The sequence below is a fragment of the Paenibacillus sp. FSL R7-0345 genome, assembly GCF_038595055.1.
In the GTDB taxonomy this organism is placed as follows: Bacteria; Bacillota; Bacilli; order Paenibacillales; family Paenibacillaceae; genus Paenibacillus_AQ.
In genome coordinates this window covers 4,092,896-4,118,255 of sequence record NZ_CP152002.1, presented here as the reverse complement: position 1 = coordinate 4,118,255, position 25,360 = coordinate 4,092,896, and the positions used below count along the sequence as shown (strand labels likewise).

Below are 25,360 nucleotides of genomic sequence, written 5' to 3'. Positions count from 1 at the left end.
GTCTGCCTGGGCAGACCTAACCTGATTTATAAGCCTTACTTGCGCCGTCCTCATGCTGAGGGCGGTTCAGCTCTTTTTAGCTTGTTCATAGAAGTTATGGAGGAATTATACGATGGGTATTCTAGTGCAAAAATTCGGCGGAACCTCGCTTTCCACACCAGCGGCCAGAGAGCATGTCATCCGCCACGTCAAGCGGGAGCTGGCAGGCGGATTTAATCTTGTAGTAGTCGTGTCTGCGATGGGCCGCAAAGGCGAGCCTTATGCTACCGACACCCTGCTGGACTGGGCTGTACAGAACGGCAATGCGCTGCCTGACCGCGAGAAGGACCTGCTGATGTGCTGCGGGGAGATCATCTCGGCGACGACGTTGTGCGGACTGCTGGAGGAGCAGGGCATCCGTGCCACTGTACTGACAGGAGCCCAGGCGGGCTTTTTGACGGACAGCAATTACGGAAATGCAAGAATTCTCGATGTGCGTACCGAACGGATTCTACGCGAACTGCGCGAGCATAAAGTAGTAATAGTAACCGGGTTTCAGGGTCAGACCGAAGCCGGGGATTTCACGACTCTTGGCAGAGGCGGAAGCGATACGTCGGCAACTGCACTCGGGGCTGCACTCCGCGCCGATATGGTCGACATTTATACCGATGTGGACGGAATCCTGACGGCGGATCCGCGGATTGTCGAGGATGCGAAGCCGCTGACTTATGTCAGCTATACCGAAATCTGCAACATGGCTTACCAGGGGGCGAAGGTTATTCATCCGCGCGCTGTGGAGATTGCCATGCAGGCTAACATTCCGGTGCGTGTGCGCTCTACCTTCTCGGAATCAGAGGGTACGCTGGTCACTCATCCTGAAGGATTCAATGATGTATCCAATGGCATCGTAGACCGGTTTGTTACCGGGATCGCCTATGTGAGCAACATTACCCAGATTTCGGTTGAATGTCCTGACGGCAACGGCACAGGCGTTCAGCTGCAGATTTTCAAAAGCATGGCCGACAACGGCATTAGCGTTGACTTCATCAATGTAACGCCTACAGAGGCGCTGTATACCGTTAATGACGACAGATCCGAGCGGGCTATTGCTGCACTGCAGGAGCTGGGACTGCGGCCGAAGAGCTTATCCGGCTGTGCCAAGGTTTCGGTCATCGGCGGCGGAATTAACGGGGTACCGGGCATTATGGCCCGGATCGTGGAGGCGCTCAGCTCGCAGAATATCCAGATCCTGCAGTCAGCGGATTCCAATACCACCATCTGGGTTCTTGTAAAGAAAGAAGATATGGTGCAGTCGCTGCGTGCACTGCATACCAAATTTGAATTGCACCGCTGACAAGGAGGAATTCAAGTGGATTTCGGAAGACTAATCACTGCTATGGTAACCCCGTTTGACGGGGATGGAGAAATCAACTGGGAGGGAACCTCCCGTTTAGTAGATTACCTGATCGAAGAACAGAAATCCGAAGCGCTGGTTGTCTGCGGCACGACAGGGGAGTCGCCTACCTTAACCGATGAGGAGAAGCTGCGGTTATTTTCCTTTGTGCTGGACAAAGCAGACGGACGCTGTAAAATCATTGCCGGAACGGGCACCAACAGCACCAGACATTCCATACATCTGACAAAAGAAGCGGAAAAGATCGGTGTGGACGGTGTCCTGCTGGTCGTCCCTTATTACAACAAACCGAATCAGGAAGGGCTGTATCAGCATTTTGCAGCCATTGCCGGCAGCACCTCTCTGCCTTGCATTCTCTATAATGTTCCCGGCCGTACAAGTGTGAGCATGAGTGCGGCAACGACACTGCGGCTGGCAGATATTCCGAATATCGTGGCCACGAAGGAGTGCGCCTCTGTAGATCAGATAACGCTGATTGCTTCGGCATGTCCGGAGGATTTTCATGTTTATACAGGTGATGATTCTGCCGGTCTGGCTACCCTTGCGGTTGGCGGGCACGGAATTATCAGTGTGGCGGGTCATATCATCGGCTCCCAGATGTCTGAGATGATCCAAGCTTACCTGTCGGGTAATGTGAAGCGGGCAGGAGAGCTGCACCGCCAGCTGTTCCCTGTATTCAAAGGACTGTTCGAGTGTCCCCGGCCGCTGCCGAATCCGGCAGCAGTCAAATATGCGCTGTCGCTGCGCGGAATTGACGTCGGTTCAGTCCGGCTCCCGCTGGTCGGACCGGATGAAGCGGAGGCCGCTTTTATCGAAGCGCTGCTGAATTAGCCCTTTATCTTTTTTTACACGCAAATCTGCCAGAAACCGGTATCCCTTTTTAAGGGGCCGGTTTTTTTTGATGCAATCCGGCTGTTTGGATAGCTTTCTGCATAAACTTTTCCGCAAATAATGCCTGAATTCTGAGGAAAGAATAAGCTTACATAGTGGATGACTTGTCTTTTGCCAAAAAAATCATGTATAATGTTCTTAAGTGACTGGGTGCGGTTAATTAAATATGCGGTAATCTTCCGTCAATGTTATTTTACATTGTGAGACAGGGTAAGTCCTTGTATAAGTCTGTGCTATTGCTGTCAATTTTTTGCGCGAGGGGCGCGGCAGTGGCGTTTGACGGATATTATCCGGTTTGAAGAAGCTACTCACTGCTCGGTTTCGGGATTTTTCGCATTACACAGCAGACTATAATTCAGAACTTAAAGCGATATCCCTGTTCATCATTATGGAAGCTATCGGCAATTTGAACAAAGTGTTCAGCGCCGCTGAAATATGAAGCTTAATGATTTGCAAATAAAAGGGTGACGTCCAACATCATAGGAGGGTTAGATTCATTTGTCCAAAAAAAATAACAACCACGATAAACTGACGATTTTCGCTTTGGGCGGGGTCGGAGAAATCGGTAAAAACATGTATGTAGTCCAATATGCTAACGACATTGTGGTCGTGGATGCAGGACTCAAGTTCCCGGAAGAGGATATGCTCGGTATTGATATTGTTATTCCTGACATCTCATACCTGACAGAGAACCGTGATAAGGTTAGAGGGATTGTCCTCACTCACGGACACGAAGATCACATCGGCGGTCTGCCATATGTGCTTAAGAACCTGAATGTTCCGGTTTACGGAACAAGACTAACGCTCGGCCTGGTCGAGAACAAGCTTAAAGAAGCAAACCTGCTTGGCGAAACAAAGCGTATTCTGATTAACGAAGATTCTGTTATCGATCTGGGAACTTCCCTGCAGGTAACCTTTTTCAGAACAAACCACAGTATTCCGGATTCTGTAGGCGTATGCATTGAGACACCGGAAGGCAATGTTGTTCATACAGGTGACTTCAAATTTGACCATACACCAGTAAACGGCCAATATGCGAACCTGCACCGTATGGCCGAAATCGGCCAGAAGGGTGTACTTGCCCTGATGTCTGACAGTACCAATGCCGAGAAGCCGGGCTTTACTCCTTCGGAGAAAAATGTCGGCATCGTGCTGGAGGATATTTTCCGTAAGGCTGACCAGCGCGTAGTTGTCGCGACTTTCGCTTCCAACGTGCACCGCATTCAGCAGGTTGTTAATGCCGCTGAATCCACCGGCCGCAAGATTACCGTTATCGGACGCAGTATGGTTAACGTTGTTGCCATTGCTTCCGAGCTTGGTTATCTGCATGTACCGGACGGTATGCTTATTGAGCCTGAGGAAATGAACCGCATGGCCGCCAACCGCGTTGTTGTGCTCTGCACAGGCAGCCAGGGCGAACCGATGTCGGCGCTTACCCGTATGGCGCGTTCCAGTCACCGCAAGGTGGACATCTTGCCGGGAGATACCGTTATTATTGCGGCAACTCCGGTTCCGGGCAACGAGAAGTATGTCGGACGTACCATTGACGAACTGTTCCGTCTCGGCGCCAACGTAATCTACAGCGGCTCGAACTCCGGCGTTCACGTATCCGGTCACGGCAGCCAGGAAGAGCTCAAGCTGATGCTTAACCTGATGAAGCCGAAGTACTTCATTCCAATTCACGGTGAATTCCGGATGCAGCGCAGACATGCGCTTCTGGCTGAATCCGTCGGCGTAGAGCCAAACAATATTTACATCACCGAAATTGGTGAAGTCATTGAAATTCAGGGCGGTGCTGCCCGCAGAGCCGGTAAGGTAACAGCAGGTAACGTTCTGATTGACGGTCTGGGTGTCGGCGATGTAGGTAACATCGTACTGCGCGACCGCAAGCTGCTGTCCCAGGATGGTATCCTGGTAGTCGTGGTAACGCTGAGCAAGCAGAACGGGGCGATTGTCTCCGGTCCGGATATTATTTCCCGCGGCTTTGTGTATGTCCGTGAGTCCGAAGGACTGCTGGACGAAGCCAACCGCATCGTATCCAGCACGCTGCAGCGCCTGATGAGTGAGAAGGTCAACGAGTGGGCTTCCCTCAAGACCAGCGTCAAAGATTCGCTCGGCCGCTTCCTGTACGAACAGACGCGCCGCAGACCGATGATTTTGCCGATCATTATGGAAGTTTAAGAAGGTAGCTTCTTCTATTTAAATAAGCAGGGCTCAAGAGCCCCTTCTCCCCCGGAAATATTGGACGGTTTCCTGGGGGAGAGGGGGCTTTTGTTATTTTTTACAGCAGATAAACAACATTTTCTTCGCTCAATCGTTATACTGCCAAGGAGGTGCATAATGGGGGCTAAGCTGAAGGAACAGCTGCTGGGGTCCAAGATGGCCGAGATCCGCAGATACCTGATCCGTCTGGGCGCAGCGCCTGAGGATGCGGAGGATATTGTGCAGGATACTGTCTGCAAGGCACTGCAGTATATCAGCGGAATTGAAGAGCGCAATTTCAGCGCCTGGCTCTATAAAGTTGCGATTAACCGTTATTATGATTTGTGCCGCAGGCATAAACGGTTTCAGTACACGATGGAGGCAGAGGAGCAGGCCGCGCCTGATAAGGAGCAGCCGGAGTCACAGTTATTGCAGCGTGAGCAGAAGGAGCGGATAGAGGAGACGCTGAACCGGCTGGTTCCGGCGAACCGGCAGCTGATTTTGCTCAAATACGAAATGGGCTTTACGTACAAAGAGATCGCAGCGCTGCTCGGGATCGGCGAAGGGACGGTTAAAGCGTCTCTGTACCGGGCCAGACAACAGTTTCAACAATTATACGGAGGTGAGGCATAGTGACTGCCCCATGGAATGAAGAAGAGGATAAACAGCTGTCACAGGTGCTTAAAAAGGCTAAACGCAAAAGCACGGTACGCAGTATTATCATTTCACTGGCCGTAGTGCTGGTGACGTTAACCGCTATCTTTTTTGGTGCGGCCCAAATTGTGAACCACAGGTCAGGCGAGACGCTTCAGAGTGAGTGGATGTACAGAATGATCAGCAGCCCTAATGAATATGAATCCGGATATAAGGATACCAGGGGTTTTCTATCCGGCGTGCTCGAAACGAATACGTATAAAATTGTTGAAGGCGTACCTATTCCCTGGGAGCAAAAGTGGACTAACTACAACGAATGGTGGTTTCCCTTCACGACAGGCGCATATGGAGGTACATCGCCTCTAACAGTCAGTAATCCGGAGCTGGAACAGGCCGGCTATGAATATGGCAGACAATATAACCCATACAATGGCCAGCGGGAAATGCTCTACTATATTCCGGAGGTGGATTATAACGGGAAAATTTTTAATGACCTTTCTCTGCTTAATGAGATGGAGCCCGGGAAGCTTGCGGAAATGTCGCTCTCTTTTGATAAGCCGTACTCTTTTGAGGAAGTTCAGGGCATGCTGCCTGCTGGTGTAAGACCGGTTTGGTATTGGGTTGATACGTATGGTGAACGTAAAGGATTTCAGTTTGAACCCCGCAATGACGGAAATGGAGGAACAAGCTATCCTCTGCCAATGTCCGGCTATGGGGTATACGGCATCGGTATCCGTCCCGATTATGATAAAGTAACGCCTGAAGATTTCGTTGAGTCTGTTCAATACGGGTTGTCGCGCAAAGATAAATATTATGAAGAATATAAACAGATTTATTCGAATTTGAAAAAAGCTAAAGCTGCACCTGATGCAAGTGATGTCCGTATTCTGGGCGTAGTTGTTACAGGTACGGCTTCCGGTCTCACCAGCCTGCAGGGCCAGAGCTATGTCCGCGGTGCGGTGCTGGGGGCAGTTGTCAGCAAATACTAAAATGGAAGGCCTGTCTCTGAATAAGCGGCTAACCGTAAATGTCATACTAAGCACAGTGAGTATGGCTGCAGCGTCATAAAAGCTGCAAGCGGAAAGGGTGAGCTGCAAATGTTAATGAAGCAGGGATCAGAAACAGGTAATAGTGGTGAGATGCAGCCGGAAGAAACCAAGCCGGCCGTTACTGAAGCAGGACCGCCTGCTGTAAATATGATTAAAGAGCTGGGCCAGACGACAGTGCCGAGTGCTGAGCCGGATATCTTTTGCATGACCATTATCGGCCAGATCGAAGGGCATTTCGTACTTCCGCCGCATAATAAAACAACTAAATACGAGCACATTATTCCGCAGCTTGTTGCGGCAGAGCAGAATAAGAATATCAAGGGCCTGCTGATCATTCTAAACACTGTCGGCGGTGACGTAGAGGCAGGACTGGCCATTGCTGAAATGATAGCTTCCCTCTCTAAACCGACAGTAACAGTGGTTATAGGCGGCGGACACAGCATCGGCGTGCCGATTGCAGTAGCGTCCAGCTATTCTATTATTGCGGAGAGCGCAACGATGACTATTCATCCGATCCGGATGAACGGGCTTGTAATCGGCGTGCCGCAGACCTTTGAATATATGGAACGGATGCAGGAGCGGATGGTGCGCTTTGTTACCTCCCATTCCAGGATCAGTGAACAGATGTTCAAGGATCTGATGTTCAAAACAGGGGAACTAAACCGTGATATCGGTACCGCTGTCGGCGGCTACGATGCTGTCAAGTTCGGACTGATGGATGAGGTGGGCGGGATTGGTGCTGCCCTGGCTCATTTAAACCGGATGATTGCCGGTTCATCCATCCCGGCAGTATCTGGTGAGCTTGTGCAGGGAGGATTGACACAATGACCTTCTATACCGTTGTGCCGCTTGAACAAATGTTTGAGGGGGCTTACAGTAACGGGCAGCAGCTGCAGGAGGTGACGATTGGAGGAATGCTGATGCAGGTAGAGCCGCTGGATGGCAGGCAGGCACGGATAGTCCGGCTGCTGCAGTGTCCGCTCGACAAATATCTTGATCCGTCGTTCGCTCCCGGCGCAGTTGTCGATTACGAGTAATAATAAGGCGCCATGAAGTTGCATTTTTTTACAGAACAGAACATAGGTACGCCACGCCATTATATGGTATAATGTTGCCGGGGGTGGCTGGCGTGGCTAATCGGAGGAAGAAAAAGTCAAAGAAAAAAGCGACAATCGGCAGCGTTCTTAAATATGAAATTTACGGTATTATGCTTATTACCATTTCTGTAATTGCCCTGTCCGGCGAAGCTGCTGTAGGGCGGTCTCTGTCCAGTATGGCGGGATACCTGCTGGGCAGATTTTATTTTGTCCTGCCGCTCACCGGTATCCTTTACGGGCTGATGGTAATGATACATCGAAAATGGCCGTCCGGCTGGAACAGCCGTTATACAGGGGCGGTACTGCTGGTTCTGTCACTATGCCTTATGAGTTCGATTTCGGCTATGCAGCAGAAGCTGGGACCGATAAATATGCTGCATCCCGGCAATGTGCTGGCACAAATACATAATGATCTATCCGGTGCACTTAAGCCCGGTACCAATGATAGCAGTGTCTATCTGCTGGGCAAGGATATCAGCGGCGGTTATGTGGGCGCGCTGGTATTCGCCGGACTGTTGTGGCTGTTCGGCACACTGGGTGCAAAGCTGATTTTGATCGTAATGCTGTCAATCAGCTTCATGCTGGTTACTAATCTGTCCTATGTAGAGCTGTTCTCACTCTTGCGGGTGCGCTTTGTTAAGCTGGTGGAGAGCCTCAGGCAGAGGGCGGCGAACCGCCCGGCTGCAGTTCCGGTATCACCGCGTTCTTCCAGAGGCGGCAGGTCTTCTGCTCCGCCTCCTCCGGATGACGATGATTATGAAGAGGAAGAAGAGGACGAGCCGGTTCTTCCGAGAAGAAGCCAGCCGCTGTTCTTCCGCCGGATCGGCGGTTGGCTCGGCGGTGCTGCCGGTTCTGCTGAAGCAAACGACGAGGATATTAGCACTGATCTGAGAAATGCCGGGCGGAATACAACGGTGTCTCCGGTCATTTCAGGGCTGGAAGCGGACAGCAGGTACGCTGTACAGGACAGTCCTGAAACAGGAATGCCCGAGGAGGATCTGGAGCCGGTAACGCCGATTATCCGCGATTTCTTTGAGCATATCCGCTCTGAAGGCTTAAGTGAAGAGGAACGCGAAGAATGGGGCGGGTTTTCACCTGCCGCTCGCAGTGCGGGGTCACGCAGTACGGATGCTCCTGGCACGCCTGCAGCTGCCCGTCCGCCTGTTACAGATGATGTGCCGGTTGAGGATATCAATGTAGATCTTGAGGGGCTGCTGGGTACGGCAGACAGCGGAGAGCCTGCTGCGGCTCCGCCCCTTCCGCCGCCGCCCAAGCCGTACAAGCTTCCGCCGTTCAAGCTGCTGTCCAAGCCGAACGGCGGCGGCAAAGCGGGTGACCAGAATGATTACATGCAGACCGCCCGCAAGCTGGAGGCCACGCTGGAGAGCTTCGGTGTCCGGGCCAAGGTGCTTGAAGTGGTACGCGGACCTGCTGTAACCCGCTATGAGATCCAGCCGGATATCGGTGTTAAGGTCAGCCGGATTGTTAATCTGACCGATGATATTGCCCTGGCGCTTGCCGCCAAGGATATCCGGATGGAAGCGCCGATTCCGGGCAAGTCGGCGATTGGGATTGAGGTGCCTAATCCTGAAGTCTCGGTGGTTACGATGCGTGAAGTAATGGAGACGCAGATTTTCCAGGATGCCGATTCCCGGCTGTCCATTGCCTTTGGGCGTGACATTTCCGGTCAGACCATTGTGGGCAATCTGGCCAAGATGCCCCATCTGCTTGTTGCCGGGGCCACCGGATCAGGGAAGTCGGTTTGTATTAACGGGATTATCACCAGTATTTTATATAAGGCCAAGCCGGACGAGGTTAAGTTCCTGATGGTCGATCCGAAGATGGTTGAACTCAATGTTTACAACGGTATTCCGCATCTGCTTGCGCCTGTTGTTACAGATCCGAAACGGGCCAGTCTGGCCTTGAAGAAGATCGTAGTAGAGATGGAGAAACGGTATGAGCTGTTCTCCAAATCGGGAACGCGCAATGTGGAAGGCTATAACAATCTGATGAAGGATAACCCGGCGGCAATTCTTCCTTATATTGTTGTTATTGTGGATGAGCTTGCCGATCTGATGATGGTTGCAGCGAATGATGTTGAGGATGCAATCTGCCGTCTGGCGCAAATGGCGCGGGCAGCGGGCATTCACCTGATCATCGCTACCCAGCGGCCGTCGGTTGACGTTATCACCGGACTGATCAAGGCGAATATTCCTTCACGGATCGCTTTCGGCGTATCCTCCAATGTGGATTCACGGACCATTCTTGATATGCCGGGTGCCGAGAAGCTGCTGGGGCGCGGTGACATGCTGTTCCTTCCGATGGGTGCCTCCAAGCCGGTCCGCGTCCAGGGCGCCTTCATGAGCGACCAGGAGGTTGAGACGATCGTGCAGTTCGTAAGCAGCCAGGGAGAAGCTGAATACGACGAAACCCTTGTTCCCGAGGTGGATGATATGGTCTCGGAGGATCAGGAGCCGCAGGATGAGTTGTATGAGCAGGCGGTTCAGATTGTTCTGGAAGCGAAGCAGGCGTCTGTTTCACTGCTTCAGCGGCGAATGCGTGTGGGCTATACCCGCGCAGCGCGGCTGATTGATGCCATGGAAGCCCGGTCGGTTATCGGACCTTACGAGGGCAGCAAGCCGCGTGAGGTGCTGATGTCGCTGGAACAGTATCAGCAGAACCGGATCAGCTCATAAACAGGCACTTTAAAGGCATTACCAAATGATAAGGCACTCTTTCCTTTACGGAGAGGGTGCTTTTTGCGCTGTCCGGCACGGCTGCAGCAGGTATGCGGTGCAGTTCATATTGTCCATGCATAGGATGTCCTGCCAGTCGTCATAATAACTTTAGCCATCCATGTTGAACTTACAATAGAAAGGTAGAGCGACCCCAATGAAAAAACATAAGCAGTGGATTTTTGCTTTGATGACTCTGGTACTGGCAGCCGCACCGTTTGCGGGGGGATTCTTCGAGGATCACGATGTTTATGCTAGTCCGCAGCAGTCAGAACTAAGTCCTGTTAGTGAGGTAGAGGCGCTTCCGGCCTTCGGAACGACCCCGCTGAAGGTAGGCTCGTCGGGTCAAGATGTATATGAGCTGCAGGGCAGACTAAAGTATCTCGGTTACTATAACGGGAAGATTGACAGCCAGTTTGGAGCAAAGACTAAAAATGCGGTAACCTGGTTCCAGTGGAAATTCGGGATGAAGTCTGATGGCGTTGTCGGGGCTAAAACAAAGCTGAAGCTGTACAATGCGACCAAAGCATGGAAGCCGACAGAGCCTTCAACCACTACGGCTAAAAAGAATACCGGTAATCAAACTGCTGCCAAAACAGGCAATACCGGAGATACTGGCAAGAATAATACAACTGCAGAGCTATCTTCCGGCAACACCATGGGCTTGTCCGAGAATGATCTGAAGATCATGGCCAATGCCGTTTACGGCGAAGCACGGGGAGAACCGTTTGAAGGCCAGGTGGCTGTGGCTGCGGTCATCCTGAACCGGGTTAAATCCCCGAGCTTTCCGAACACGCCGTCCGGCGTTATTTTCCAGCCGGGAGCTTTCACGGCTGTAGCCGACGGCCAGATTTATCTCGAACCGAATGAGCAGGCCCGCAAGGCTGTCCAGCAGGCGCTTAACGGCTGGGATCCTTCCGGCGGCTGCCTGTATTATTTTAACCCGAAGACGGCGACCTCCAAATGGATCTGGACCCGGCCGCAGGTCATGACGATCGGGGAGCACATCTTCTGTATGTAGGTCTATGCACAGACTCAGAGCAACCGGTAAATCTTCTGCCGGTTGCTTCCTTACTTTGGAATGGTTTAGAATGGATAATACTTCATAAACTTAAATAGTACAGCATCTATCCACGCCGTAAAGGAGTTTTGGACTTGACAAACAATGGATTTCAACATGGTAACGCTGCAGGCATTCGTATTCACGTACTGCCGACCAAGGCGTTTAAAACCTTCGCCATTTCCCTCTATGCCGGAGTACCGCTCGATGAGAGCACAGTAACACCGACGGCGCTGGCTCCTTTTGTCCTCCGCAGAGGCACAGCTACCTACCCGGAGACTATGCAGTTCCGCGAGCAGCTGGAAGAGCTCTACGGGGCCGGTTTTGGTTTTGATATCTACAAACGGGGCGACTATCAGATTGTGCAGTTCCGGATGGATACAATCAACGATTCGTTTGTCCAGAGCAAAGAGAGTCTGCTTGGTGAGTCGTTTGCCTTTCTCGGTGAGGTGCTGACCCGGCCGCTGCTGGAGGATGGAAGCTTCCGGGCTTCTTATGTGGCAACAGAGCGTGAAACGGTACGCAAGAAGCTGGAAGCCATCGTAAATGATAAAATCCGCTATGCCGCCGAACGCTGCATTGAAGAAATGTGCCGCCAGGAGCCGTACCGTCTGCATCCGCTCGGACAAAGAGCCGATCTTGACAGCATCACCCCCAAGAGCCTGTATGAATCCTATACGGCATGGCTGAACGGCGCAATCCTTGATCTGTATGTCGTTGGTGACACTACGCCTGAAGAAGTGGAGAAGCTGGTTATCCGTCATTTTGGCCGTGCCCACAAGGACACGGGTGGATACAGCTCCAACTTCAAGCCTGTTAGTGTTTCAGAAGTCCGGACCGTGGAAGAGAAGCTGGATGTCAATCAGGGCAAGCTCAACATGGGGCTGCGTACTTCCATTACCTATTCCGACGACAGATACGCTTCTGCGCTGATGTATAACGGCATTTTGGGCGGATATCCGCATTCCAAGCTGTTCGTTAACGTCCGTGAAAAAGAAAGTCTCGCTTACTATGCCTCTTCCCGCTATGACGGCCATAAAGGCATAGGCACGATCCAGTCGGGGATTGAAACACAGAATTACGGCAAGGCCGTGGACATTATCCGTAAACAGCTCGATGAGCTGAAGGCTGGAAATATCAGTGATCTGGAGCTGAATCAGACCAAAGCGATGATCCGCAACCTGCTGTCCGAGATCCAGGACTCCGCTTTTGAGCTGATCTCGTTTGATTTTAACCGCCAATTGTCCGGAAAAGACCGTTCAGCGCAGGAATTGCTTGCACAAGTGGACGGCATTGGTGCTGAAGATGTGAAGGCGGCTGCCGACACCTTCCAGCTGGATACGATTTATTTCCTGACAGGGAAGGGGGAATAGCAGATGAACAAAATTCATTATGACAAGCTGCAGGAAACGCTTTATCACGAGGTTATGGACAACGGGCTGCAGGTATATGTACTGCCCAAACCGGCCTTCAAAAAAACCTACGCCACCTTTGCAACCAAATACGGCTCAGTAGACAATCATTTCAAAGTGGCCGGCGGTGAAGAAACCACAGTACCTGACGGAATTGCCCACTTCCTGGAGCACAAAATGTTTGAGGAGCCGGAAGGCGATATTTTTGCTACTTTCGCCTCCAACGGCGCGTCTGCCAACGCTTTTACCAGCTTTGACCAGACAGTATATCTCTTTTCAGCGACCGAAAATATCGAGACTAACCTCAGCACCCTGGTGGATTTCGTGCAGCGCCCTTATTTCACTGATGAAAATGTGGAGAAAGAAAAGGGCATCATCGGGCAGGAGATTAATATGTATGCCGATAATCCGGACTGGCGCGTCTATTTCGGATTAATTGAAGCCATGTACTCCAAGCATCCGGTGCATATCGATATTGCCGGCACGATCGACTCCATTGCTACGATAACCAAAGAAACACTTTATACCTGCTACAATTCCTTTTATCATCCGAGCAATATGCTGCTGTTCGTTGTCGGTGGCGTAGAGCCGGAGAAGGTGTTTGAGCTGGTACGCAGCAACCAGGCAGCCAAATCCTACGGCAAGCAGGGTGAGATCACGCGTATTTTTGAAGAGGAGCCTGCAGCGGTGGCACAAAAGCATAAGGAGAGCCGGCTGGCCGTCTCGATGCCGAAGTGCCTGTTCGGATTCAAGGAGAAATCTGAGGGTCTGACCGGGAAAGCCGGGGTACGCCGTGACCTGACCACCAAGCTGATGCTTGACCTGCTGTTCGGAAGCAGTACGGCGCTCTATCAGAAGCTGTATGATGAAGAACTGATCTCCGACAGCTTCGGTCATGAATTCAACAGCTCTCCTCAATATGCGTTTTCGGCGATTGGCGGGGATACGAAGGACCCGGATCTGCTGCTGAAACGGATTAAGGAAGAGGTTAATGCTGTACTTGCTTCCGGCTTTGCCGAGAAGGACTTTGAGCGGGCCCGCAAAAAGAAAATTGGCGGCTATCTGCGCATGCTGAATTCTCCGGAGAGTATCGCCCATGAATTCACGCGCTATCAGTTCCGCGGCGGGGATCTATTTGAAGTGCTACCGGTCTATGAGTCGATTACTCTGGATGATGTCAATGCACGTCTGCGGGCCCATATCGACTGGGAACAGCTTAGCGTATCGCTTGTGGTGAGTCCTTAATGGAGCTAACGGGGGAGAGCAGCAAACCAATCAAAGAGATGACTGTGCTTATCACGGGAGGCAGCGGGGGAATCGGCGGCGCGATCGCCGAGCGTTTTGCCTCTGTCGGGATGAATATCGTCATTCATTATATGAATTCGCATGAAGCGGCCAACGATGTAGCCCGCCGCTGTCTGGCGATGGGGGCAAAGGTAATGACTGTGGCTGCGGACATGAAGGACCGCAGCCAGCTTGTGCGCATGGCCGAACGGCTGGAAAGCAGCGGCATGCTGCCGGATATTCTGGTTAACAATGCCGGAAAGGCGCATTACGGGATGCTTGCTGATGTGACCGAAGAAGAATGGGACGAAGTGATGGCTGTTAACCTTAAGGGGACTTTTTTGTGCAGTCAGATTTTTATGCCTTACATGGTCTCCCAGCGCTACGGCCGGATTATTAACGTGTCTTCGGTCTGGGGGATCTCCGGTGCCTCATGCGAGGTAGCTTACTCCGCCAGCAAGGGCGGTGTCAATGCGTTCACGAAGGCGCTGGCCAAGGAGCTGGCGCCTTCTGGGGTGACCGTGAATGCTGTGGCGCCCGGAGCTGTAAATACAGCGATGCTTAACAATCTCCATGAGGAGGAGCTGCGCATGCTGGAGGAGGAAATTCCGGCTGGCCGGCTGGCTTCGCCTGGCGAGGTGGCTTCTCTGGTGTATTTTTTGGCGCTGCCTGAATCAGGTTATATCACCGGCCAGGTAATCAGTCCGAACGGGGGCTGGATTACTTAGCTGTAGCTTGGGCATTTCGCAGCTTCTTGGAGAAATGCTCCAGCATAAAACCGGCACGTACGAGACATATTATAACTGTTGCTTTTAAATCATCACGTAAGACGGCTGGCGGCGTAAATGACGGCAGACCGTAACCATGAAGGAGGATTTAAGATGTCAACAGACTCCGTAGTAAAAAACTTTGATACTTGGAAGAGCTTTTTAGGAGACCGGGTCATCCAGGCTGAAAAAATGGGGATGAGTGAAGAAACCATCACCAAGCTGGCTTTTGAAATCGGGGAATTCCTCGACAAAAAAGTCGATCCGGGCAACTATTCCAACCGGGCAATCAAAGAGCTGTGGGATGTCGGTACGGACGATGAGAAGCATACCATTGCTGGACTCATGGTCAAGCTGGCGAAGAAAAACGCATAGGTACGCGGAAAAGCTCCCCTCGCGGGAGCTTTTCTGCAATTATTACAACGGTGACCTTGCCTTTCATTTTTATTTTATATATCATTAACATGACCCGTGTTTCAGAAGCTATGCCGAAGCCGGTTTTTTTGAGGTTATGGCAGCTAACAGGGAAAAGGAATCTATGAGGTGCGAATCAGTGGAATATAAACAGTGGTATATGGAGTACAAGATACATAAGAACAGACCCGGTCTGCTTGGTGATATCGCTTCAATGCTTGGTATGCTGGAAGTCAACATTCTGACCATCAACGGGGTTGAAGGCAAAACCCGCGGAATGCTGCTGGAGACCAGCGACGATGAGAAGATTATGCTTATGGGTGAAATGCTCAAAAAAGTGGATAATATTACGGTTACGGCCCTGCGCTCCCCGCGTCTGGTGGATAAGCTGGCTGTCCGTCATGGACGATATATTGACCGGGATTCGGATGACCGCAAGACCTTCCGCTTTACCCGGGATGAGCTTGGGCTGCTTGTTGACTTCCTTGGTGAGTTGTTTAAGAGGGAAGGCAATCAGGTTATAGGACTTAGAGGCATGCCGCGTGTCGGAAAAACAGAGTCGATTATTGCCGGAAGTGTCTGCGCACAGAAGCGCTGGACCTTTGTCTCGTCCACGCTGCTGAGACAGACGGTACGGAGCCAGCTGGCTGAAGATGAGATGAATGCGAACAATGTCTTCATTATTGACGGCATTGTCAGCACCATCCGCTCCAATGAAAAGCATTATAACCTGCTTCAGCAGGTTATGAGCATGCCAAGCACGAAGGTGATTGAGCACCCGGATATATTCGTACGGGAATCCGAGTACACCTTCGATGATTTTGATATCATTATCGAGCTGCGCAATAACCCTGCAGAAGAAATATTGTACGAGTCGTTTACGACGAGCTACAGTGATGATCTATAAATAAGCACATGCTTCCGAGGCGAGTTTTGTACGAAGATAAATCGTGGAAGCAGTGCTTACAAAACTAAGTATATGCTTCCGAGGCGAGTTTTGTACGAAGCTGATTCATGGAAGTATTGCTCACAAAACTTTTAGGAGGTGATGGTATGTCGGAACTGGGCCGGCATTTGAAAGAGGCGCGTCTGCAAAAAGGGATGAGTCTTGACGATGTCCAGGAAGTAACCAAAATTCGCAAAAAATATTTAGAAGCCATCGAAGCGGGGGATTACAAAGTGCTCCCTGGAAGTTTTTATGTCCGGGCCTTTATCAAAACCTATGCAGAAGCTGTCGGGGTAAATCCGGACGAGCTGATGGAAGAGCACGGCAATGTTCCGGCTGCTCCTGTTGATACCACAATGGAAACGGTGATCCAGAAGCGCAGCCGCAGGACAGAGACAGAACGCAATGCCAAATGGCTGCCGACAGTCCTGATGTGGACCTTTCCGGTGCTGATCATCGCAGTGATTTACTGGTATGCCTCCTCGAATATGAACAAACCCGACTCTGAAACCGTTGATTCATCCAATGTGACGAATGAACAGCAGGATCCGGCCAAGATTGAGCCTTCGCCGACGGCGGTTGGCGGCGGTATCGTCAGCAATCCTCCGGCAGCTGGCGGAGACAACCCGGCAACTGCGACCCCGGCACCTACAGTAGCTCCGACTGCTACCCCGGCACCTTCGCCGACAGCAGGACCGGTAACAGTAACGGAGGACCGTAAATCGGGTAAAACAACGATCTTCAAAGTAAGTGCACCAGCCGGCACGCCTGTGCAGGTTAAGATTGCAGCTACCGGCGTAAGCTGGCTTGAGGTTTACAACGGCGAGAACTCCCAGGGCGAGAAGCTCAGCTTCGGCAATACAGCAGCTGGTGATTCGATGAGCTTTACGCTTGGTGCTGATAATATGTACATCAAGTCCGGATACTCCCCGGCGACCACTATTACTGTGAACGGCCAGGAGATTACAGACGGCAAAACATCTTCCCGCCTGCTGCTGGAGCTGGACACTTCCGGCGGCGCAGCCCCGGGAACGGATGGTACTGCCGGAAGTGAGAGCAATACAGGCGAATAAAGTAAGTGCTGCATAGACTTTGGCAAATTGGAGAACCTAAGAATGATTTACAGTTCTTACGCCAAAGTGAGGTGTATCTTATGACTGTCAGCTGGATTGTGACCGGGCTTGGCATTATTGTCAGCCTCCTCGGGTATTATTTGACACCGGGCGCCTGGGGCTATGGAATTCTGGGTTTTGGACTGGCGCATATTGTGCTGGGGATTCTGGATATGTTCCGGGCTCCCGCACGCAGCAGATAAGGCCAGGGCAGTAGTCTCCCGGGTCCGGATCATTCCGCCGGGGGACGGGAATCATCTTTTATTTCACGCAGAAACGGGTGCCGTCCTCATGGGCGGCGCAGCCGTTTCTTCTTGCATGCCGGAAGCTTCCTTCCATAATTAGACTTCAAGTGCCCTTTCTCATATAATAGAAAAGAATAATTGTAAGCAAAGGACGTGGAAGAATGAGTTCGGAAAGTTCATTTGACATTGTATCCAAAATGGATATGCAGGAATTAACCAATGCGGTTCATCAGACGGAGAAGGAAATTGACAACCGCTTTGACTTCAAAAACAGCAAGAGCAGTCTCAAGCTGGAAAAGGACGCGCTTATCATTGCCTCCGAGGATGAATATAAGCTGAACGCCGTCATTGATATTTTACAGTCCAAAATGGTGAAACGCGGTATCACACTGAAGAATCTTGACTTCGGCAAGATTGAGCCCGCAGCACTGGGGACAATCCGCCAGCGCCTGGGACTCAAGCAGGGCATCGATCAGGAAAATGCAAAAAAGATCAACATCCTAATCCGTGATTCCAAGCTGAAGGTGAAAAGCCAGATTCAGGGTGATACCATCCGCGTAACCGGCAAAAGCCGGGATGATCTGCAGCAGATTATCCAAATCCTGCGCAAAGCTGATTTGCCGCTGGATCTGCAGTTTAACAATTTAAAGTAAGCTGATGCACCCCGCAAAGTTTGCGCAATGCCGCAGCGGGGTGTTTTATCTACATATTTTGGAATCAGGATGGATCAGGGGAGGAACTTCAGTGAATTTGCCCAACCGTATTACACTTGCACGTATTTGTCTTATCCCGATTATGATGTTTTTCTTGCTGGTGGACTTTAAGTTCTACCCGGAGCCGATTCATTGGGGCTCATTCCAGCTTTCCGTCAATCATCTGATCGCAGCAGTGATCTTCCTGCTAGCCGCCAGTACAGACGGGATCGACGGGTATATTGCCCGGAAATATAACATGGTTACCAACCTCGGGAAGCTGCTTGATCCTCTTGCGGACAAGCTGCTGGTATCTGCCGTTCTGATCTCGCTTGTAGAGCTGGGCAGATGCGACTCCTGGATTGCTATCGTTATTATCAGCCGCGAGTTTGCAGTAACGGGACTGCGCCAGGTTGCCCTGCTTGAAGGGAAAGTGGTGGCCGCCAGCAAATGGGGTAAAATAAAAACAGTAACGCAGATTGTCGCTATTTCACTTCTGCTGCTGAATAACTTCCCGTTCCAGTTCGTAAGCATACCGCTTGATGACATTGCAATCTGGGCAGCAGCGCTGATTACGATTTATTCAGGAATCGATTATTTCGTGAAGAACAAGGATTTGCTGGAGCTGCATAACGCCTAACCGTAATACAACAGGTAATTACTCATCTATATTATCAGCAGGAGGAGAGAGCCAGCTATGAAAGCGGAAATTATTGCCGTCGGCACAGAGCTTTTGCTCGGACAAATCGTAAACAGCAACGGTCAGTTTTTATCGGTAGAGCTGGCTGCGTTGGGGATTGATGTTTATTTTCAGACTGTAGTCGGAGATAACAAAAGCCGGATCAGGGAAGCCATTGAAATTGCCCAGAGCCGGGCTGATATTATTCTGTTCACCGGCGGTATCGGTCCGACCGAAGATGATCTGACCAAGGATGCGCTGGCAGAGGCGCTTGGACGTACGCTTCACATTGACCAGCTCGCGATGGATCATGTACAGAGATTTTTCGATGAACGCAAAATCGTCATGACCGAGAATAACCGCAAGCAGGCTATTGTTATTGATGGAACAACGCCGCTTCCCAATGAAACCGGTCTGGCTGTCGGTCTTGCTTTTGCTCATGAGAGCAAATTTTACATTGTTCTTCCCGGACCTCCGCGTGAAATGAAGCCAATGTTTACGGATAAAGCCAAGCCTTGGCTGCAGCAGCATGCTCTTACCACTGAGATGCCGATCTACTCCAAGATGCTCAAGTTTGCCGGTATCGGTGAATCACTGCTGGAGGACAAGCTGATTGATCTGATCCGTAACCAGACTGATCCTACGATCGCTCCGTATGCCAAGGAAGGCGAAGTGACGGTCCGGATCTCGACCAAAGCGGCTTCTGAACGGGAAGCGATGCAGAAGCTTGATGTCCTGGAGGAGAAGATCAAGGCCATTCTCCCTGAGAACATGTATGCCAATATCGATGTGCCGCTGGAGCAGCTGCTGGTGGACTGGATGGCGGATGCCGGCTTGACGCTCACCGCAGCCGAAAGCTGTACCGGCGGCTTGTTAATGGAGAGTATTACGAACATTCCGGGCAGCGCGTCCATGTTCAAGGGCGGCGTTGTCTGTTATTCCAATGAAATCAAGAAAAAGGTGCTGAATGTGCCTGCCTCTTACCTGGAAGGCCCTGATGCTGTCGGAGCCGTCAGCCGGGAGGTAGCTGAGGTGCTGGCTGAGCAGGTCAGAATGCTGGGCGACAGCGACTTCGGATTGTCGGTTACCGGAGTGGCAGGACCGGGATACTCTGAGCGTAAGCCGGTCGGGCTGGTATTTGTGGGCCTGGCAGAACGCGGGCACAAGACAGAGGTCTATGAGCTTAATCTTAAAGGAACCCGCGAGAACATCCGGCTGCGTTCAGTCAAAGCGCTGCTGTACCGCCTGTGGCGCAGGCTGGAGGAACGCAAGGTGGATACTCCTCTCGAAGGGTCAGCCTTGCAATAATCCGGAAGGCCGGTATATAATTGTTAATACGGAAGAACCGTGGCATAGTGAACCTTTTGCTGCGGTTTTTTGTTTTTGTGGCTGCAGTAGCCTCTTTATGTGAGTCCGCTTCACCGGCTGGTTAATGACTATGTTTGGTGCATTTATCAGGAGAGAGGGGGCTTACAATATAAGGGAGTATTTCGCCTGCAGTCAAAAAAAACGAATGTATGTTCGAAAAAAAGCTTGGCAAGACCTCTAAAACACGGTATTATATTACTATAAACAAGTGAAGGAAGTGGTCTGATTGTCAGATCGTCGTGCTGCGCTGGATATGGCGCTTCGTCAAATAGAAAAACAATTTGGTAAAGGTTCGATCATGAAATTGGGTGAATCCAATCACATGAAAGTGGAAGTTGTACCAAGCGGAGCCTTGGCACTTGATATTGCCCTCGGTATAGGCGGACTTCCAAAAGGACGTATCATTGAAGTATATGGGCCGGAATCTTCCGGTAAAACAACGGTTGCCCTGCATGCTATCGCAGAAGTACAGAGGGTTGGCGGACAAGCTGCCTTCATCGATGCTGAACATGCGCTTGACCCTAAATATGCCAATGCGCTTGGTGTCAATATTGATGAGCTCCTGCTGTCCCAGCCGGACACGGGTGAACAGGCGCTGGAAATTGCTGAAGCACTCGTACGCAGCGGCGCGGTAGATATTATTGTAGTTGACTCTGTAGCAGCATTGGTGCCTAAGGCGGAAATTGAAGGCGATATGGGGGATTCCCACGTTGGTCTGCAAGCCCGTCTGATGTCCCAGGCTCTGCGGAAACTGTCAGGTGCAATCAACAAATCTAACACGATTGCAATCTTCATCAACCAGTTGCGTGAGAAGATTGGTGTAATGTTCGGGAACCCGGAAACAACTCCAGGCGGCCGTGCATTGAAGTTCTACTCCTCGGTACGTCTTGATGTCCGCCGTGTAGAGAGCATCAAGATGGGCAATGATGTTGTCGGTAACCGTACAAAGATCAAGGTCGTGAAGAACAAGGTTGCTCCTCCGTTCAAACAGGCGGATGTTGATATTATGTATGGTGAAGGTATTTCGAAGGAAGGAAGTCTTGTTGATATCGGAACGGAAATGGATATTGTCAACAAGAGCGGAGCCTGGTATTCCTACGAAGGTGAGCGTCTTGGCCAGGGACGTGAGAACGCTAAGCAATTCCTTAAAGAGCATCCGGAAATTGCTCTCGTAATCGAGAATAAGATCCGCGAAGCAAGCAATCTGACTACGATTGTTGCTTCTCCAACGGAAGCTGAGGCTGCAGCGGAGAAGGAAGAAGAAGATAATCTTTTGCTCGAAATTGAATAATACGTTAAGCTAATAATATAGAGCGCCCTGTGTATGACTGCAGCAGGGCGCTTTTTTATACTGATCGAATGCGAGGTGTGAATACAATGGTCATTCAACTTAATCCCGAAGAGGAAGAGCAGGAAGTGCAGGTGCTGGACGGTTTTCCGGAAAATGAACGGCTTGAAATCACAAAAGTAGAGCGGCAGAAGAAATCTGATCACCGCTATATCATATATTTCGGCACGTATAACATGACTGTTCATGAGGATGTCATGATTAAATACCGGATGATTTCCGGCAATTCGTTCATGAAAGCCGACCTGGAGGAAATTGTTGTTGCCGACGAACGCCAGCGGGCCTATATCGAAGGGCTGAAGTATCTGGGACATAAGCCGCGCACCGCTCAGGAGATGGCCCGCCGTTTAAGGGAGAAAGAAATAGGAGAGACTATTATTGCAGAAGTGCTGCAGCGTCTGCAGCAGGAGCGCTTTATCGACGACCCGCTCTATGCCAAGCAGTGGGCAGAGCAGCGCATTAATAATCAGCGTAAGGGCAAGCTGTGGATCCGTCAGGAGCTGCGGGAGAAAGGGATCGACAAATCACTGATCTCTGAAGCGCTGGAGAATATTTCGCCCGAAGAGGAACTGGCAAGTGCCCTGCAGACAGGGCGCAAGAAGTGGAATATGATCCGCGGGGATATTAACGACAAGCGCAGAAAGACAGGAGCATTCCTGATGCGGCGCGGTTTTTCCGGGGAAATGGTCCGGCAGGTACTGAATAAACTGCGCGAAGAAGAGAATTCCGAAGGCTATGATGAAGAGTTTTACGATTATGAGTAATCATCTTGACATTCTCTTGACTTTAATGCCGTTATCGACTCTCTTGACAATGTCTTTTTATAAATAATAAAATATAACATGAATCGGCATAAACTAAGAATCCTTTTTCCTTCCCAAAAAGCTGACTCTTAGCCACCGGTTCGCGTACAACTCATATGAAATGTAATCGCCGGATAAGGCGGGCAGTGTGCATGTGCAGCATGTGCAGTATGGCAATCGGTGTATTACCGGTTTTTTGTATGGTGATGAACGGATAGTTTAACAACTGCACAATTCCCAAGGGCAAGTTCCTTGGAGGAACCAACGAGGAGGTGAACAGATGCATCCTGCAATCTGGGTCATAATCGTTCTCGTTGTAGCTGCAATATTCTTTGGATTCGGTTATTTTATTCGTAAATCCCTTGCAGAAGCTAAAATTCAAAGCGCAGAGAAAGAAGCACTCGTCATCGTGGAGAACGCGAGGAAAGACGCTGAGGCGCTGAAGAAGGAAACGGTACTCGAAGCTAAGGATGAAGTACACAGAATCCGTACTGAAGCTGAGAAAGAAACTCGTGAACGCCGGAATGAAATCCAACGGCAAGAGAGACGTTTGCTGCAAAAGGAAGAATCACTGGATAAAAAAATGGAATCGCTTGAACGAAAAGAAGAACAAGTAGCTAACAAAGAGAAACGAATTGACGAAACACAACAGCAAATTGATGTTATTTACAAGAATCAGGTTACCGAGCTGGAGCGTATCTCCAACCTGAGCATCGATGATGCCAGAAGTATCATCTTGAGCAATGTAGAGCAGGAAGTTCGCCATGAGACCGCACAGATGATCAAGGAAATTGAACAGCAGGCCAAAGAGGAAGCGGACAAGAAAGCCCGCGAAATCATTACACTGGCCATCCAGCGCTGTGCAGCTGATCACGTTGCCGAAACAACGGTGTCTGTTGTAACTCTGCCGAATGAAGAGATGAAAGGCCGGATTATCGGCCGTGAAGGCCGTAATATCCGGGCACTGGAAACTCTTACAGGTATTGATCTCATTATCGATGATACGCCGGAAGCCGTTATTTTGTCGGGATTTGATCCAATCCGCCGTGAAGTGGCCCGTACGGCACTTGAGAAGCTTGTTGCTGATGGACGTATCCATCCGGCACGAATTGAGGAAATGGTTGATAAATCCCGCAAAGAAGTGGATGAGCGGATTCGCGAGTACGGTGAACAGGCAACCTTCGAGGTTGGCGTTCATGGTCTGCACCCGGATCTGATCAAGATTCTGGGCCGTCTGAAATTCCGTACGAGCTATGGTCAGAATGTACTCAAGCACTCCATGGAGGTTGCTTATTTGACTGGACTTATGGCCGGTGAGCTTGGGGAAGACATCGTGCTTGCAAAACGTGCCGGGCTGCTCCATGATATCGGCAAAGCGCTGGATCATGAAGTGGAAGGCTCGCACGTGGAAATTGGCGTTGAGCTTGCTAAGAAGTACAAGGAACATCCGGTTGTTATCAACAGTATCGCATCCCACCATGGCGACTGCGAAGCTACCTCGGTTATTGCCATGCTGGTTGGAGCGGCTGACGCTTTGTCGGCAGCGCGTCCAGGCGCACGCCGTGAGACACTGGAGACCTACATCAAACGTCTGGAGAAGCTGGAAGAAATCTCCGAGAGCTTTGAGGGCGTTGAGAAGTCTTACGCCATTCAAGCGGGCCGTGAGGTTCGCGTAATGGTGCAGCCTGAGAAGATTGATGATGCAGAAAGCTTCCGTCTGGCACGTGATATTACGAAGATGATCGAGAGTGAGCTGGATTATCCGGGTCATATCAAGGTTACCGTTATCCGTGAGACACGGGCTGTAGAATACGCGAAATAAGCAAGGAAATCGGCCCCCTGCGGGGCCTTTTTTCTTTTCAATTAGGAGGAGAGCATCATTAAAGTTTTATTCATAGGTGATATCGTAGGTAATACCGGCAGAAAGGCACTCAGAGAAATGCTGCCGACACTTAAGAGCAAATACCAGCCGCATATTATTATCGTAAACGGTGAAAATGCAGCCGCAGGCAGAGGAATTACCTCAGCCATTGCGAATGAATTTTTTAATTGGGGTGTACACGGCATTACATTGGGTAATCATACTTGGGACAATAAGGATATTTTTGACTTTATCGACGATGAGCCGCGGATGATCCGTCCAGCCAACTTTCCGCCGGGAACTCCGGGCAGAGGCTATACGGTTGTTAAAGGTAACGGCAAACAGCTGGCGATTGTTAATCTGCAGGGACGGACTTTTTTGCCGGCCATCGACGATCCGTTCCGGATCGGGGAAGAAATTGTGGAGGAGCTGCGCCGCACCCACAAGTGCATTCTTGTTGATTTCCATGCTGAAGCGACCTCGGAGAAGATTGCCATGGGTTATTTTATGGACGGCATGGCATCTATTGTAGTCGGCACCCACACGCATGTGCAAAGCAATGATGATGTCATTCTGCCCGGCGGAACTGCTTATCTGACCGATGCGGGCATGGTTGGTTCAAGGGAAGGAATTCTGGGTATGGAAAAGGATGCAGTCCTTTATAAATTCACTACCCAGCTCCCGTCGAGGTTTGTGGTAGACGAAGGCAAATGGCAGTTGAACGGGTTATTCGCGGAGATTGACGAGGCTACAGGTAAAGCGACACGTCTGGAGAAGGTTCGTTTGCGTGAAGATGAATGGGTTATGAGCTAGACCCGGATACATGAAACTAGTGAATTCGGGAAAAATCATCGTTTTTGGATAAAGTGTGATCTTTTTTATATCGGAAAAGAGTATCTTTTGTACCGATTTCTCCAGCGTAGTCCGCAAAAAGAAGGAATTATTTCTTCTCCCGCGAATAACATCTACAGTAGTGGAAGAACACCATCATTTTCCCAGGGGAGGTACTTACTATGGATGTATTAAAAGTATCAGCTAAATCCAATCCGAATTCCGTTGCCGGTGCATTAGCAGGTGTTCTTCGAGAACGTGGATCGGCCGAGCTACAAGCAATTGGAGCAGGAGCACTGAACCAGGCAGTCAAAGCAGTTGCCATCGCCCGGGGATTTGTCGCGCCAAGCGGTGTTGATCTGGTCTGCATTCCAGCTTTTACGGATATCGTAATTGACGGGGAGGACCGGACGGCGATTAAACTTATTGTTGAACCCAGATAATCTATGAATGTTTCTGATGGACCTGTTTACTTATGTAAACAGGTTTTTTGCTGTGCGGGGAAATGCGGCGGATC

Annotated in this window: 24 protein-coding genes; all 24 read left to right on the top strand. The window is 50.6% G+C overall.

Features of this window, described 5'->3' with window-relative positions; all coding sequences use genetic code 11:
* Positions 1–112: 112 nt before the first annotated feature.
* The 24 genes from dapG to NST84_RS17420 all read left to right on the top strand — a co-directional run bounded on the left by dapG (position 113) and on the right by NST84_RS17420 (position 25,286).
* Positions 113–1,333: an aspartate kinase gene (dapG, locus tag NST84_RS17535; RefSeq protein ID WP_342561460.1), complete on the top strand. Its 1,221-nt coding sequence runs from the start codon at positions 113–115 to the stop codon at positions 1,331–1,333.
* A gap of 15 nt (positions 1,334–1,348) precedes the next feature.
* Positions 1,349–2,224, top strand: a complete 876-nt coding sequence (dapA, locus tag NST84_RS17530) for a 4-hydroxy-tetrahydrodipicolinate synthase (RefSeq protein WP_342561459.1) — start codon at positions 1,349–1,351, stop codon at positions 2,222–2,224.
* 558 nt (positions 2,225–2,782) lie between these two features.
* Positions 2,783–4,465 (top strand): ribonuclease J, encoded by a 1,683-nt coding sequence (locus tag NST84_RS17525; protein ID WP_342561458.1) that lies wholly within the window; start codon positions 2,783–2,785, stop codon positions 4,463–4,465.
* Between the two features lie 159 nt (positions 4,466–4,624).
* A complete protein-coding gene (locus tag NST84_RS17520) occupies positions 4,625–5,119 on the top strand; it encodes a sigma-70 family RNA polymerase sigma factor (RefSeq protein ID WP_342561457.1) in 495 nt (164 codons plus the stop codon).
* A complete protein-coding gene (locus NST84_RS17515; RefSeq protein ID WP_342561456.1) occupies positions 5,119–6,129 on the top strand; it encodes an anti-sigma factor in 1,011 nt (336 codons plus the stop codon). Before NST84_RS17520 ends, NST84_RS17515 begins: the two co-directional genes overlap by 1 nt.
* A gap of 150 nt (positions 6,130–6,279) precedes the next feature.
* Positions 6,280–7,017, top strand: coding sequence for an ATP-dependent Clp protease proteolytic subunit (locus NST84_RS17510; protein WP_342566465.1), 738 nt, complete (start codon positions 6,280–6,282; stop codon positions 7,015–7,017).
* Positions 7,014–7,226 carry a YlzJ-like family protein gene (locus NST84_RS17505; RefSeq protein WP_342561455.1) on the top strand — a complete coding sequence of 71 codons (213 nt, stop codon included), beginning with the start codon at positions 7,014–7,016 and terminating at the stop codon, positions 7,224–7,226. The genes NST84_RS17510 and NST84_RS17505 overlap by 4 nt, the downstream gene beginning before the upstream one ends.
* 92 nt (positions 7,227–7,318) lie before the next feature.
* A complete protein-coding gene (locus NST84_RS17500) occupies positions 7,319–9,982 on the top strand; it encodes a DNA translocase FtsK 4TM domain-containing protein (protein WP_342561454.1) in 2,664 nt (887 codons plus the stop codon).
* A 196-nt stretch (positions 9,983–10,178) separates the two neighbouring features.
* The gene (gene sleB / locus NST84_RS17495) at positions 10,179–11,042 is read left to right on the top strand and encodes a spore cortex-lytic enzyme (RefSeq protein ID WP_342561453.1); all 864 of its coding nucleotides are present in this window, start codon (positions 10,179–10,181) and stop codon (positions 11,040–11,042) included.
* Between the two features lie 134 nt (positions 11,043–11,176).
* Positions 11,177–12,454, top strand: coding sequence for a pitrilysin family protein (locus tag NST84_RS17490; RefSeq protein ID WP_342561452.1), 1,278 nt, complete (start codon positions 11,177–11,179; stop codon positions 12,452–12,454).
* Between the two features lie 3 nt (positions 12,455–12,457).
* A complete protein-coding gene (locus tag NST84_RS17485) occupies positions 12,458–13,738 on the top strand; it encodes a pitrilysin family protein (protein WP_342561451.1) in 1,281 nt (426 codons plus the stop codon).
* Positions 13,738–14,505 carry a 3-oxoacyl-ACP reductase FabG gene (fabG, locus tag NST84_RS17480; protein ID WP_342561450.1) on the top strand — a complete coding sequence of 256 codons (768 nt, stop codon included), beginning with the start codon at positions 13,738–13,740 and terminating at the stop codon, positions 14,503–14,505. The genes NST84_RS17485 and fabG overlap by 1 nt, the downstream gene beginning before the upstream one ends.
* Positions 14,506–14,658: 153 nt before the next feature.
* Positions 14,659–14,919 (top strand): DUF3243 domain-containing protein, encoded by a 261-nt coding sequence (locus NST84_RS17475; RefSeq protein WP_342561449.1) that lies wholly within the window; start codon positions 14,659–14,661, stop codon positions 14,917–14,919.
* 163 nt (positions 14,920–15,082) lie between these two features.
* Positions 15,083–15,865, top strand: coding sequence for a DUF3388 domain-containing protein (locus tag NST84_RS17470; protein ID WP_342561448.1), 783 nt, complete (start codon positions 15,083–15,085; stop codon positions 15,863–15,865).
* Between the two features lie 146 nt (positions 15,866–16,011).
* Complete coding sequence (locus NST84_RS17465; protein WP_342561447.1) at positions 16,012–16,977, top strand: RodZ family helix-turn-helix domain-containing protein; 966 nt, start codon at positions 16,012–16,014, stop codon at positions 16,975–16,977.
* Positions 16,978–17,057: 80 nt separating this feature from the next.
* The gene (locus tag NST84_RS17460) at positions 17,058–17,219 is read left to right on the top strand and encodes a hypothetical protein (protein ID WP_167336664.1); all 162 of its coding nucleotides are present in this window, start codon (positions 17,058–17,060) and stop codon (positions 17,217–17,219) included.
* Positions 17,220–17,422: 203 nt separating this feature from the next.
* The gene (locus NST84_RS17455) at positions 17,423–17,914 is read left to right on the top strand and encodes a YajQ family cyclic di-GMP-binding protein (RefSeq protein WP_342561446.1); all 492 of its coding nucleotides are present in this window, start codon (positions 17,423–17,425) and stop codon (positions 17,912–17,914) included.
* Positions 17,915–18,005: 91 nt separating this feature from the next.
* A complete protein-coding gene (gene pgsA / locus NST84_RS17450) occupies positions 18,006–18,593 on the top strand; it encodes a CDP-diacylglycerol--glycerol-3-phosphate 3-phosphatidyltransferase (RefSeq protein ID WP_342561445.1) in 588 nt (195 codons plus the stop codon).
* 57 nt (positions 18,594–18,650) lie between these two features.
* The gene (locus NST84_RS17445) at positions 18,651–19,940 is read left to right on the top strand and encodes a competence/damage-inducible protein A (RefSeq protein WP_342561444.1); all 1,290 of its coding nucleotides are present in this window, start codon (positions 18,651–18,653) and stop codon (positions 19,938–19,940) included.
* A gap of 286 nt (positions 19,941–20,226) precedes the next feature.
* Complete coding sequence (gene recA, locus NST84_RS17440) at positions 20,227–21,291, top strand: recombinase RecA (RefSeq protein WP_342561443.1); 1,065 nt, start codon at positions 20,227–20,229, stop codon at positions 21,289–21,291.
* A gap of 86 nt (positions 21,292–21,377) precedes the next feature.
* Positions 21,378–22,112, top strand: coding sequence for a RecX family transcriptional regulator (locus tag NST84_RS17435; protein ID WP_342561442.1), 735 nt, complete (start codon positions 21,378–21,380; stop codon positions 22,110–22,112).
* 319 nt (positions 22,113–22,431) lie between these two features.
* Positions 22,432–23,973: a ribonuclease Y gene (rny, locus tag NST84_RS17430; RefSeq protein ID WP_342561441.1), complete on the top strand. Its 1,542-nt coding sequence runs from the start codon at positions 22,432–22,434 to the stop codon at positions 23,971–23,973.
* Positions 23,974–24,030: 57 nt separating this feature from the next.
* On the top strand, positions 24,031–24,825 hold the full coding sequence (locus NST84_RS17425) for a TIGR00282 family metallophosphoesterase (protein WP_342566464.1): 795 nt from the start codon (positions 24,031–24,033) through the stop codon (positions 24,823–24,825).
* Positions 24,826–25,025: 200 nt separating this feature from the next.
* The gene (locus NST84_RS17420) at positions 25,026–25,286 is read left to right on the top strand and encodes a stage V sporulation protein S (RefSeq protein ID WP_068723905.1); all 261 of its coding nucleotides are present in this window, start codon (positions 25,026–25,028) and stop codon (positions 25,284–25,286) included.
* The last annotated feature ends 74 nt before the right edge of the window (positions 25,287–25,360 follow it).